The organism is Streptomyces gilvosporeus (assembly GCF_002082195.1).
Lineage (GTDB): Bacteria > Actinomycetota > Actinomycetes > Streptomycetales > Streptomycetaceae > Streptomyces > Streptomyces gilvosporeus.
In genome coordinates, this window is the sequence record NZ_CP020569.1 from 1 (window position 1) to 13050 (window position 13050).

General features: G+C 69.7%; 8 protein-coding genes. 3 read left to right on the forward strand and 5 right to left on the reverse strand.

Translation table 11 applies throughout. The features are described from left to right. The 3 genes from B1H19_RS00005 to B1H19_RS00015 form a co-directional block, all read left to right on the forward strand. Nucleotides 1-1581 (forward strand): transposase (locus B1H19_RS00005; RefSeq protein WP_418361416.1); only part of this gene is annotated, 1581 nt, incomplete at its 5' end. An 83-nt stretch (nucleotides 1582-1664) separates the two neighbouring features. After that, the gene (locus B1H19_RS00010) at nucleotides 1665-2639 is read left to right on the forward strand and encodes a TniB family NTP-binding protein (protein ID WP_083109328.1); all 975 of its coding nucleotides are present in this window, start codon (nucleotides 1665-1667) and stop codon (nucleotides 2637-2639) included. Nucleotides 2640-2646: 7 nt separating this feature from the next. Continuing rightward, nucleotides 2647-3342 (forward strand): hypothetical protein, encoded by a 696-nt coding sequence (locus tag B1H19_RS00015; protein ID WP_237288936.1) that lies wholly within the window; start codon nucleotides 2647-2649, stop codon nucleotides 3340-3342. 957 nt (nucleotides 3343-4299) lie between these two features. Here the strand turns inward: B1H19_RS00015 and B1H19_RS00020 are convergent. The 5 genes from B1H19_RS00020 to B1H19_RS00040 form a co-directional block, all read right to left on the reverse strand. Continuing rightward, nucleotides 4300-5595 (reverse strand): cytochrome P450, encoded by a 1296-nt coding sequence (locus tag B1H19_RS00020; RefSeq protein WP_159027887.1) that lies wholly within the window; start codon nucleotides 5593-5595, stop codon nucleotides 4300-4302. 714 nt (nucleotides 5596-6309) lie between these two features. Then, nucleotides 6310-7656 carry a cytochrome P450 gene (locus tag B1H19_RS00025; protein ID WP_083102230.1) on the reverse strand — a complete coding sequence of 449 codons (1347 nt, stop codon included), beginning with the start codon at nucleotides 7654-7656 and terminating at the stop codon, nucleotides 6310-6312. 445 nt (nucleotides 7657-8101) lie between these two features. Next, nucleotides 8102-9187: a selina-4(15),7(11)-diene synthase gene (locus B1H19_RS00030; protein ID WP_237288938.1), complete on the reverse strand. Its 1086-nt coding sequence runs from the start codon at nucleotides 9185-9187 to the stop codon at nucleotides 8102-8104. Nucleotides 9188-9310: 123 nt separating this feature from the next. Continuing rightward, the gene (locus tag B1H19_RS00035; protein ID WP_237288941.1) at nucleotides 9311-10531 is read right to left on the reverse strand and encodes a cytochrome P450; all 1221 of its coding nucleotides are present in this window, start codon (nucleotides 10529-10531) and stop codon (nucleotides 9311-9313) included. A gap of 1122 nt (nucleotides 10532-11653) precedes the next feature. Next, on the reverse strand, nucleotides 11654-12988 hold the full coding sequence (locus tag B1H19_RS00040) for an APC family permease (protein ID WP_083102232.1): 1335 nt from the start codon (nucleotides 12986-12988) through the stop codon (nucleotides 11654-11656). Nucleotides 12989-13050 lie beyond the last annotated feature (62 nt).

Genomic DNA, 13050 nt, shown 5'->3' on the forward strand with positions numbered 1-13050 from the left:
CCGCCAGCGCGGCCGCTCCAAGGGCACCGTCAAAGGCCTGACGCGCCCCTGGTCGCACAGATCCTTCAGGATCGGCACGGCCGCGGCACGGTGCCCCTGCCCTCCCAGGCCACCTTCTACCGGCTCGTCCACCAGCTCGCCGACCCTGCCGAACACCCCCACCGCCCCGCCCGCGCCCTCAACACCCCGGTCGGTAGGCAGGCGTTCACCCCGACCGTGGCGCTGCGCCCGGGCGAACAGGTGCAGGTCGACACCACCCGCCTCGACGTCCTGGCCGTCTTCGACGACGGCACCACCGGCCGGCCCGAACTCACGATCGCCATCGACGTCGCCACCCGCGCCATCCTCGCCGCCGTCCTGCGCCCCGCCGGCACCAAAGCCGTCGACGCCGCCCTGCTGCTCGCCGAGATGGCCATCCCGCACCCAGCCCGCCCCACCTGGCCCGACGCCCTGCGCCTCGCCCACGCCCCACTCCCCCAACTGGAGCGGCTGATGAGCCTGGACGAACGCCTTCAGGGCGCAGCCGCCCGGCCGGTCGTAGTGCCCGAGACGATCGTCGTGGACCGGGGCAAGGTCTACCTGTCCACGGCGTTCACCGCCGCCTGCGAGACCCTCGGCATCAGCGTCCAGCCCACCCCGCCCCACGCCCCCGCCGCCAAAGGCATCGTGGAGCGCACCTTCGGCACCATCAACGCGCTGCTGTGCCAGCACCTGCCCGGCTACACCGGATCCGACGTCACCCGCCGCGGACCCGCCGCCGAAACCGAGGCCTGCTTCAGCGTCGCCCAACTGCAGGACCTGCTGGACGAATGGCTGATCCACTACCACCACCGCCCCCACGAAGGCCTGCGTCACCCCACCCTCCCCAAGAAGGCACTCACCCCGAACCAGATGTGGGCCGCCCTCATCGCCGTCGCCGGCCACGTACCCCTCCCCCTCAGCGGCAGCGACTACCTCGAACTGCTGCCGGTGCGCTGGCAGGCCATCACCGAACGCGGCATCCGCATCGACCACCGCACCTACGACGCGGACGTCCTGGCCCCCTACCGCGGCCAGCCCTCACCCGTCACCGCACGCGGCGGCAAATGGGAGATCCACACCAACCCCTACGACGCCCGCCAGGTCTGGATCCGCCTGCCCGACGGACACCTGACAGAGATCCCGTGGATCCACCGCGACCACATCCACCAGCCGTTCAACAGCGCCACCTGGCAGCACATCAAAACCATCACCGCCCGCCACGGCGACCACGACACCCACGAAGCCGACCTCGCCGACGCCCTCGACCAGCTCATGCGCCGCGCCCACACCGGCACCGCCACCCCCGGCGAACAGCGCCTAATCACCCGCACCGCACCGCTGAAAACACCCCCGCCCGCGGCCGGCACCCGCCCTCCCCACGATTCGGACCCGCAGGCCGACGGCTGGGACGACGACAGCCTCGACGACCTCGACACCCTGCCCGACGCCCCGGAACAGGCCGACGGTGAGGACGAACTCGGCGACGACACCGCCGGCACCCCCGTCCCGTACACCGGACTCGGCCTCTACGACCCCGCCCAGGAAGCCCTCAACTGGTGACCAGCCCCGCACGCAACCACCACGCCACCGCCGACACCGAGGCCCTGCTGCCTGGGCTGCACGCAGCAGAGCCGGAGCGGCCGATCACCACCTGGCAGGGCTGGCACAACTTCGCCACCACCCCGCCCCTCGCCCCGCCCCAGCTCGGCGACGCACCCCGCAGTGCCGAAGAACGCCTCGCCTACCACTCCGCGTTCGTCACCGTCCGCACCCCGGCCATCGACACCCTCGCCACCCAGGTCCGCACCCTGATGCTGCTCGGCCGCCACCAGCAGACCACCGCCCGGCCCTCACTGATCGTCACCGGCCCCGCCGCGGCCGGGAAAACGACCGCCCTCCTCGAAGTGGGGCGCACCTGCCACCTCGCCCACACCCGCAAACACCCCGCCCCGCCCGGACGCACCCACCAAGAGGTGCCGGTCGCCTACCTGCTGGTGCCGCCCGGCGCCACCGCCAAGACCCTCGCCACCGAATTCGCCCGCTACCTCGGCATCCCCGTCACCACTCGCATGACCCAGGCCCAGATCACCAGCGCCGTCTGCCACACCTACACCACCGCCGGTGTCCGTCTGATCCTCATCGACGAGATCCACCGCCTCAACCCGCGCACCACCACCGGCGCCGAAGCCGCCGACCTCCTCAAAGACCTCACCGAACGCATCAGAGCAACCTTCGTCTACACCGGCATCGACGTCGCCGCCACACCCCTGTTCGCCGGAGTCCGCGGCGCCCAACTCGTCGGCCGCGCCAGCCTCATCACCTGCGGCCCCCTCCCCGCCCGCCACGGAAACTCCCACCCCTCCACCGACTTCATCACCGACATGGAAGCCGCCCTCGACCTCACCCAGCACAACCCCGGCACACTCCCCAGCCACGCCTCCTACCTCCACCAGCGCACCGCCGGCCGCATCGGCAGCCTCATCCGCCAAGCAGCCATCACCGCCATCTGCGACGGCACCGAACGCATCACCAAAAAATCACTCGAAGCCATCCAGCTCGACCACCTCGCCGAAGAACACAGCCGCCCCCGCACCCGCCGACCGGCCAGAACTGCATGATGCGGACATGAAGAAGAGCGCTGGTACGCCCGCTGACGAGGACTTCGCTGCTCTCTGCGGCCGGGTGTGGGACGTCCTGGTCCCCGCCCGTGCCAACTACCTGGCCGGCGTCTCACCCCACTACGACGAGGTTCTCCACGAGGTCGCGCAGCGAACCGAGCACACCGGCAGCCTCGGCAAGACGGACATCGCAGCCCTGGTCGTCTGGAAACGGCTCTCCGCACAGACCCGCTGGGTGACAGCACTCATGTCCCTGCCCGACACCCACGTACGAGCAGTCACCGAACGGGCCGCCACCGCCGTCCGCGACACCGCCCTCACCCGCAGCGAAGCCGCCCGCACCGGGCGCGGCATCATCTGGGAACTGCCCGGCTTCCGCACCGGCGACGCCCTCGCCTCAGCCGTCCTGACCGCAGCAGCACCCCACCGGATGGCCGTCTACGACCGCCGCGTCCAACACGCCCTCGGCACCCTCGGCCTCACCCTCACGCCGACCCCGGGACGCTACGGCCGCTACCTGCAACTCCTCGACGACCTCCTCAAGCACGGCGCAGCACACGCCGACGGCTGGACCGCCCGCGACATCGACACCGCCCTGTACTGGACCGGCGACAACCCCACCCGACAGCAACCGCATAGCCCGGCCCACCGACCGACCGCGCAACAGGCAGCTGACCAGCACAAACCCGCAGTGGTCCTTTAGATGCCAGACACCATCACCAACACCACACCACCGTTATCAACCAACCCCCAACAGCCACAGGCCAACAGCCCGGCCACCACCGCCAAAGCACCCCGCAAGCCCCGCTCTCTTCTCAGAAAACCCTCAACACCCCAGCTCACACGCCACCCAGAACACCAACTACGAACCCCGCAATCACATATGGCGTCCCTCGTGATGCTCCGGTTGACGGCGTTGAGCACCCTGAGTGCCTCCTTGAGCGCGTCCAGGGACTCGGTGGCGATGTCGGCTCCTCGCCATCGTCGTTGCCAGGCCGCCCGGACACCGCGCCGTCGGCAGCAGGCGCTTCAATTGAAGCGCCTGCACTCGATTCACGTTCGAATGAGGCTGCGGAGCGGCGTAGCGTGTCGAGGTCTGGGAGGCGGATCGGTCAGTGGCCCGCCATCCGGGGTGCGGGCGGTTTTGGTGCTGGTGCCGTCGGTGCCTTGCCAGGGTCCGGTGCGGGTGGTTGCGTGCCGAGTGTGTGCCGGGCGGCCTGTTCGTTCACCGCCTTCTGGACGTCTGTCTGGTCCGGGAGGCGCTGTGGCGGGCTGTTGTGGACGGCTCTCGGGTTGTTGGCCGTGGGCCGGTTGCCAGCTCGGCGCTGACGTCGCGGACGACTTCGTAGAGGGTGGCGGCGGTGTCGCGGCCATGGTGCTGTTCGGTCTTCCTGGTGGCTTTCGCCTGGGAGGGCTTGGGCACGTACCGGTCCTTTTGGCTGTCTCCAGGGCGATCGGCGCGTTCTTGGTTCCTGGGGCGCACGGCAGGCGGTGGTCGCGGCTGGAGGGAAAGTGAGTGTGGCCGGAGGGCTCTCGACCGGGGCCGGGGTGCTGGTGTGATGCGGGGGACTTTCAGCTCTCAGGGCCGAGCGGGGCTGGGAAGATCTGCTGTCGGCCGATGCCGGCTCCGGCCTCGGGCCGATGGGCTTCGATGTGCTGTCTAGCAGCTGCCGTGTGCCGGACGGGGAGGCGTGAACTGTACCGGCAGGGACACCAGGCGGCGGGACATCCAGGTCGAACTCGCCTGTAGCTCGCTGTCGTTCACGGCGAGCCGCATGTCCGGCATCCGCGCCAGGAGGATGTCGATGCCTGTGGCGGCGATGGCGCGGCCGATGTCCTGTCCGGGGCACTCGTGCGGGCCGGCGCTGAAGGCGAGATGGGAGCGGTTGCCGGCGACTGATGTGGAGAGTTCCGGCCGGATCGCGGGGTCGACGTTGCCGGCTTCGATGGCGAGCAACACCATGTCGCCTGTGCGGATGTGCCGGCCGCCGAGGACCGTGTCGCCCGCAGCCCAGCGGGTAGGCAGCAGGCCGATGGGCGGATGGTCCCACAGGACCTGTTCCAGTGCGTCGGGCAGCGTCATCTGGCCGCCGGAAAGGCTGCCGTGGAATCGGCGGTCCGTCAGCACCATCTTCAGTGCGTTCGCGATGAGGTTGACCGTGGGTTCATAGCCGGCGACGAGGACGAGGCGCAGGTGCTCGCGGATCTCGTTGTTGCTGAGGTTCGACTCGTGATTGATCAGCCAGCTTGCGAAGTCGTTGCCGGGTTCGGCCGTCTTGCGCTCCACCAGCTCCTGCATGGTGTCGACGACGAACTGGTTGCTCGCCAGGGCCGTCTCGCTGCCTCGGATCATGTCGCGTACGGCCTCGACGAGTGGGAGTACGTACTCCTTGGGTATCCCGAAATACTGGGTCAGTACCAGCATCGGCAGCTGTTCGGCGAACTCAGGGACCAGGTCGGCTGAGCCCCGGTCGGTGAAGGCGTCGACCAACTGGTGCGTGTACCGGGTGATGTAGCGGCGCATGCTGTGGCGGTTGAACCGCTCCAGGCTGTCCGTGACCGCACTGCGCAGCCGCGCGTGTTCCGGGCCGTCCGCGAAGGCCATCAGGGGCTGCCATTGGGTCACGGGCCGCAGCGGGGAGTCTGCCGGGACCAGGTCGCTGCGGTAGATGCTGCCCTGGCGTGAGTCGCAGGTGAACCGGGCGGGGGTCCGCATGACCTCCAGGTTTTCCTGGTGCCCGAGGACCAGCCAGGCCGGCAGGTCGTTCCACACCAGCACCGGCGCCACCGGCCCGTGCTCTTGGCGCAGCTTCTCGTAGAGGGCCCCTTGATATGCCTCCGCCTCAGGTCCGCAGATCCGCGGAGCCTGGCCGGGCCCCGGAGCGTGAGCGGGGCATCCCGGGGGCGGGAGGGGGCCGGAAGAGGTGCTGGTGGGATCTGGGTGCGAGGTGGTCACGAGGCCTCCGATGACGAGTCACATGCAAGCCGATTCCGCCACGTGTTCCCAGTCGGCGTCAGCTCTCGACATCGGCAGCCTTTGCTCCGGCATCCGGCTGAGTGGCGCTTCCCCGTGTTCTCGGGAGCTTTCAGGCCTGGGACACACCGCCCTGCGCTGGGTGTCTCTCTGCGCAGGAGGCGAGGTGGTGGCAGTGCCTACACTGTATCGGCGCGCTCTTTCCTCCCAGCAGGCAGCCCGATGGGAACGGCGGCCACGGCCTGCTGCTTTGAGGGCTCGTCAGCTGTCCGAGCCGGCCCCTGCGCACGCCGGTCCCGGGGCGGGAGCAACAGACGAAGTCCCGCTCATGCGGGAAGGGCGATCACGCCGAGCGCGAGAACGGCGGCTACGAGGCCGAGAAGGGTCATGCCGGCCGCAAGGGAGCTCACCTTTCCTCCGGAAGAGGGGGTAGGCGGCTTGAAGCGGTACGGTGTGTCGCTTCAAGCCGGGGGCAGCGCGGTCGGCGCTTATAGCGCCGAGCGGCCCGTCGGATTCTGGCGCATACGTTCTGTTGCGGTCCAGGGTGGATCAAGACGAGCCGGTGCGGCGGCGGGAGGGTGGATCTGCTCGGGCTGGGCCTCAGGGGGAGCCGCTGGCGTGCTGGCCGACGTCCGTTCATCGGGCGCGATGACGCGCTGCATCTGGCCGATGCTGTGGGCGCGGTGAGGTGCGATCTCAGGTGCGCCGCGGCTGGACCACCATGGGGATACGGTCAGCGTGCGCTACCGCCGAGACCACCTCTTTCGGGGTGTGGCCTGCAGCGGGGACCAACTGCCACTGGGCGAGCAACGTCGCCAGGGCGATGGTCGCCTCGGTATACATGAACTGGTCGCCGATGCATTTGCGGTTGCCGGCGCCGAAGGGGATGAAATCTTCACGTGCGATCCCGGCTTCCTGCTGCCGTTGTGGCAGCCACCGGTCGGGGTCGAAGCGGTCCGCCTCGACGTAGGTTCGCGGGTCGCGGTGCAGGGCGTAGGGGCTGAAGGCGACCTCGGTGGCAGTGGGAAGCACTACGCCGCCCAGTTCCACCGGCTCGGTGGTCCGCCGCATCAGCATGGTGACGCCGTGCAGCCGGATCACCTCGTCCAGCACCCGCCGGAGCGCCGGCAGGCGGGGCACGTCCTCGATGGTCACCGGCCGGTCGCCGACGACGTCCTCGATCTCCGTCACCACCTGCTCCTCGGCGCCGGGGTGGTGGGCCAGTTCGTGGAACGTCCAGGCGAGGGTGGCCGCGGTGGTCTCCGCGCCGGCGAAGAGGATGGTGCTGAGCTCGTCCCTGACCTCGACATCGGACAGGTCCTTCTCCGCGAGCAGCAGTGACAGCAAGTCGTTGCGGTCGGTGTGTCCAGCGCCGCGGGCCGCCTTGATGACCTCGTCGATGACCGCGGTCAGGTGCGCCGCCGCGGTGTCGAACTCGCGGTTGGCGCGGATCGGCACCCGGTCCAAGACTTTGGGGGACGCGGCGCGGACCAGCAGGTTCTTCAGGGCGAGCGGGAGGTTCGTGCGTATCGCCTCCACAGCGGGCCGGCCGATGTCCGTGGAGAACATCGTCGAGGCGAGGGTGTTGATGGCGTATTCGGCCATCGCCTGCTCCAGTTCGACTTCCTGACCCGGTGTCCAGGCGTTCGCCAGGGTACGGGCGTTATCGCTCATGATGCCGGAATAGCCCGCTATGTGGTCCTTGGAGAACATAGGCTGGATCAGTCGGCGGTGCTCGCGGTGAATGTCACCGTTCGCCGTCGCCAGCCCATTGCCCGCAAGGGAGCGCAGCCGGTCGAAGAAGCGGCCCTTCTCGAAGCTACGAGCCTGCCGCACCGTGACCTCGTGGACCAACTTCGCTGACGTGGCGACGTACACGGGCATCGTGCCCAGATCGACGCGGACCAAGTCCCCGTACTTCCACAGTGACGTCATGAACCCGAAGGGGTCACGCCACAATTTCAGGGCGTGCCCGAGGAGCGGCACCGCCCCGGGGACGCGCGGAACCGACCGCGATCCGGCGGCCTGCGACTCAACTGCCATGGATAGCCCTTTGCTGTTGGTGGTGCGACTGCACACGAAGGTACGCCGCGGCCCGGTCCTGGACGAACATGATCAACAGTGTGCAGGCAACCCACTCTGCCTCCACCGAAGCAGAGGACTGATTGCCCTATGCGCTCGCCGTGGCCAGGCCGTCGCCGACCAGGGCCGGCCCCGGTCGTACAGGCGGCCCTTCTCGAAGGAGCGGGCCTGGGTGGTGGTGATGTAGCGGACCAGGTCGGCGCTGGTGGCGCCGTACATCGGCATCGTGCCCAGATCGACGCGGACCAGATCGCCGATGGTGCGCAGCGAGCAAAGGAACGGCAGGGGTCCGCGGACGAGTCTGGGGTGTGGCCCAGCAGGGGCAGGCCGCCGGGGGCGCGGGGTATGCCAGTGCGTCACATCGTGGCACCGAAGAAGCCTTCCTGTTGGCGATGGGTGAGCCTGGTCAGGGGGTGATGCAGGCGGAGACGGTCTCGCGCGGTCTGACAGGCAGCAGGGACCACCACTGGTCGATCGCGGGGATGTCCAGGGGGTCGTCGCTGTCGTCGGTGGGTTGGCTGCAAAGGGTGCTGGGCAGCGGCGCCGGATCGTCGGGGGTGGTGTACCGCAGGGAGGAGATGCCCCAGTCCTGGCTGGCGCGGACGAAGTGGCCCAGGCTGTCGAGGTACTGACGCAGCTGGGGGCCGGCCTGGGCCTGCAGGTGGGTGCGCAGACGCAGGAACAGGCGCATTACGCGGTCGCGCTGGGCCACCGCAGTGGTGAGAGCCTGGCCGGTGGTGCAGCCCGTCTCGTGCTGCAGGATGCGGATGACGTTGAGGTAGTAGTCGCCTGAGCGATGCTCCTTGTGGTGGCTGAGCAGGTCGTTGTCCCAGGTGATGACGAAGGAGGCCATCTCGCCGGCGGCGCGTACGGCCGGGTGGTCGCGTTCGTCGGCGTCCAGTGCGTAGCCGTGTCCCATTTCCAGCAGCGGGAGTACGACCGTGGTGGCTCCGTCGTACAGGCGCATCAGGGTGTAGTCGTTCAGGCTCGGGATCGTGCCGGCCGCCCGGTGGTGGGCTTCCCAGGTCACCGACCAGAAGTATTCGCGCAGCGCATCGATCCAGCGGGCCGCCTGGGCGGGGGTGGCGTGGGCATCGATGCGGCGGCTGAGATCGCGCAGTGCGCAGGCCAGAGGATCGTCGACGAGCAGGGGCGTCTGGGGTTGCTGGGCTATGCGCAGCAGGCCGTGCAGGGTGGCGGTGAGTTCTCCCGGTCTTCGTCCGAGCATGCCTTCTTCGCAGTGGCCGTCGTCGACGCCGAAGAGCCACAGCACGAAGTCCGACAGCAGGGTGATGACCCTCTCGTCGCCCCGGGGAAGGATGCGCGCGGCGAAACGGCCGATGTCCTGGGTGACCAGGCGGCCGCGCAACTGCGGGGAGCCCACCTTGTAGGCGTGTGCCCAGCGGGTCGTCGCGTCGTTGATGTCCGCGTGCCGGGGGTGGATTGCCGGTGGGATGGGAGCCCACAGGGCGGGTATGAGATCGGGCCCCACGGCCGCTGCCTCCATCTCGACGCGCCTATGGTGTGCCCATGCCGATACGGTCGGGTTGACGGCGCGTCACAGTGATCAACCGTCGGCATCGTACTGACCAACCGGAGTCTCAACCACTGTGTCTCACGTGAGACGCGGTGACCATGTGGCCCCAGATGAACACAAGGTGTCAGCCCGTCGTGCCCGACAGGCGCTTCCACCACGGGCGGCGCACACCCTCGGACTGTGGGGTGGTAGCCGGGCGGGCGCCGGAGTCGAGATCCGGGCCGCCGCCGGAAGGGGCAGGCGGGTCTTGGTGCCCTGGCCCATCTGCGGTGAGAACCGCACCGACAGCCTCTCCTGGCGCCGGGTCAACCAGGAGTCGCGCGTGGAGGGCTCGCCCTCGTCGACGGCGAGGTGAAGGTCGCACATGCGCGCCACGAGCGTGTCGATGCCCCCCTCGGCGACGGCCCGGCCGATGTCCTTGCCGGGGCACTCGTGGGGCCCGCCGCCGAAGGCGAGGTGCGCCCGGTTGCCGTGCAGCGGCTTGGCGCGGTCGGGACGCTGGGCCGGGTCGACGTCGCCGGCCGCGAGACCCAGCAGCAGAAGATCCCCCTGCCGGATCTCGTCATTGCCCAGCACGACCCGTTCCTTCGCCACGCGCCCCGGGACCACCGACATGGGCGGGGCGTCCCACCGCACCTGGTCGAGGGCCTCGGGCAGCGTCATGTGCCCGCCCGACAGGCTCGCCCGAAAGCGCCGGCCGGTCAGCACCATGCGCAACGTGTCGGCCATCAGGTTGACCGTGGTCTCGTTCGCGGCCACCAAAATCAGCCGCAGGTGCTGCAACACCTCATCCTCGGTGACCTCGGAGCGGTGGGACAGCAGCATCGACGGCAGATCACGGCCCGGCTTGTGACGGCGGCGCCCGACCAGGTCACGCAGCGTCTCGACGATGAACTCATCGGACTGCACCGCCGTTTCGCTCAGACGCATCAGATCCAGGGCCGCACCGACCAACCGGGGCCCGTCGGCCTCCGGCATACCCAGCAGCCAGGTCATCACCCTCATCGGCAGGCGCTCGGCGAACCGACTGATCAGATCCGCCCGGCCGTCGGCGGCGAACTCGTCGATCAACTGCCGGGTGCAGCGGACGGTGTAGCGGCGGATGCCGCGCAGCGCGAACTGCTCCAGGCTGTCGGTGACCGCCCCACGCAGCCGCGCATGCTCCTGCCCGTCGGCGAAGACACACACCGGCTGGGGTTGCAGCGTCGGCCGCAGCGGCGAGTCGGCTGGTACCTGACCGCGCAGGGACATGGTCCATTGGCGGGAGTCGCGGGTGAACTGGAGGGGGTTGGTCGTCACGTGCTTGAGTTCGTCGTAGCCCAGCTCCGGCCAGGCCGGGGCAGATCCCCGTGCAGCAGCACCGGAGCCACGGGGCCGTGCTCACCACGCAGCTCCTCGTGCAACGCACGCGGGTCGGCCTCACCCTTCCCGTACAGGCGGCGTATGTTCTCCTGCCCAAGGCCGTGTGCGGGACATCCCGGCGGCGGAGCGATGCTGGTGTTGTGGGGTTCCAAGCCGTCGGTCACACGTCCTGCGAGCCACGATGGCTGCGGGCGGGCGATCGGTGTCCCAGGCAGACGCCTCCGGCGTCACCGGCACACACCATCGCCGCAGTCATACAAGAAGATCAGGCCGCAGGCAGCATATCGCCGCAGCTCCAGCCCCCTTGACGTCCCGACAGAACCCTGACACCAACAACACGCGCGGGACAGGCACCGTTGACATCACGGTGACGCGGGCGGCACGGGCAGCATGGGCAGCATGGGCGGCTGCTGCGCTGCCGAGGCGCGCAGCGCCGCGATCTCCCGCAGGATCGCGAGGATTGCGTCCTCGACGCGGGGACGCGCAGCGCCGCGAGGTCGCGCAGCAGACCGAGGACACCGGCAGCCACGGCAAGACGGACATCACAGCCCCGTCGTCTGCAAACGGCTCTGTGCACAGACCCGTTGGGCATCGGCACTCATGCCCCTGCCCGACACCCAGGCCCGCGCCACCACCGAGCAGCCCGTCACCGCCGTCCACGACACGCCCTCACCCGCAGCGAAACCGCCCGCACAGGCCACCGCATCATCGGGGACCTGCCCGGCTTCCGCACAGCGACGCCCTCGCCTCAGCCGTCCTGACCGCAGCAGCACCGAAGCGGAGGCCGTCTACGACCGCCGCGTCCCACACGCCCTCGCACCCTCGGCCTCCCCTCACCGGGACGCCACGGCCGCTACCCGCAACTCCTCGACGGCCTCCTCCACCACGGCGCAGCACGCGCGCACGGCCGGACCGCCCGCGACATCGACACAGCCCTGCACTGGCCGGCAGACCCGACCACGCAGCACACCACTGACCACCACAAACCCGCTTCGCCGTGCGCGTCGTCCCGCTGATGTTCGGCCCCGGCCCGTGAAGCGGGCGCTGTGTCTGGTCCGCCTACGGCGTCGGTGCCGTCGCTGCCGTTGCATCCGGTCGGTGTCGTGCGCACCATACGAGCGCGGCGACGGAGAGGGCCAGCGGCCAGATCACGTACCAGCCGGTGAGCACGAGGAGAACGATGACGGTCGCGAGTGACGCCAGGGCGGCGGCCGTGCCCCCTCGGGTGCTGTGGCGCAGCAGTCGCGCGCCGGCGGCCGAGCCGAGGGCGTAGACGGCGCCCAGGCAGGCCGTGGTGCTCAGCACCAAAGGCTGCACGTGCGAGTGCGTGAGGGCGGCGAAGACGAAGACGGTTGCCGAGATCGCCGCGACGATCGACAGGCTGCGCCGGGGTACGCCACCTGCCTGAGCACCGGTTGCCAGTGCGCCAGGCAGCGCCCGGTCGCGGGCCAGGGCGGCTCCGAGCTTGGCCGCGCCGGCGATGTAGGCGTTCATCGTGCCCAGGGTGGTGAGGATCGCGATCACGCCGGCGAGGATCGTGCCGAAGGACCCGAAACCGAGCTCCAGCAGGGAAGCCAGGGAGGTTGCCGCCGTTGCGGTGTGCAGGCTGCCCAGTGCCAGCACCGTCACGGCGGCCAGACCCAGGTACAAGGCACCAATCACGAGCAGCGCCGCGACGGTCGCCCGCCTGATGTCGCGCTGCGGACGGGCGAACTCCGCGGACAGGTGCGTGACGGTCTCCCACCCCGTGAACGACCACATGAGCAGGGCCGCGGCCGGCCCGATCGCCGACCACCCGTGAGGGGCGAAAGGCCGCAGGTTCGCCGGGTCCGCATGCGGGAGCGCCACCAGGATGCCCACCACGAGCAACAGGGCCAAAGAGCCCGACAGGAGAAGCTGGAGGCGTCCGGACACCCGCACACCGAAGACGTTGGCCAAAAAGCCCACCACGAGCAGACCCGCCGCGTAGCCGGCGGTGGCCGTCCCGCCGCCGCCGGTGCTCCGTTCCAGATAGGACGCGCCGAAGAAGGCCAGTGCCGGAATGCCCACCGGGGCACCCAGGTAGAACCACCAGCCGACGACGGTGGCGGCGCGGTCGCCGAAGGCCCGGCGCACATAGGCCGACACACCGCCCGAGTCGGGCTGCCGTGCGGCCAGCGCCGCGAAGGTGGCGGCGAGCGGTACGGACATCACGATCAGGGCCAACCAGGCCACCAGCGACGCCGGCCCGGCCGCCCTCGCGGTCAAACCGGGCAGCGCGAGGACCCCCGTGCCCAGAACCGCTCCCACATACAAGGCCGTGCCCTGTGCGAAGTTGAGTCTCCCAGCGGTGACGGGACCATGACGGTCCTGGCTGGTCCGTAAGGCCTGCAAGGCCTGTGTCGTGCGTGCCATCCGGCCTCCTTGAGTGCGCTCTCGACTCTATGGCGGCCTACCGCCCACCCCACAGGGCAACT

Excerpts from the sequence above, each read along its gene's own strand:
- B1H19_RS00015 (WP_237288936.1), top strand. The coding sequence starts at position 2,647 with ATGAAGAAGAGCGCTGGTACGCCCGCTGACGAGGACTTCGCTGCTCTC.
- B1H19_RS00040 (WP_083102232.1), bottom strand. The coding sequence starts at position 12,988 with ATGGCACGCACGACACAGGCCTTGCAGGCCTTACGGACCAGCCAGGAC.
- B1H19_RS00025 (WP_083102230.1), bottom strand. The coding sequence starts at position 7,656 with ATGGCAGTTGAGTCGCAGGCCGCCGGATCGCGGTCGGTTCCGCGCGTC.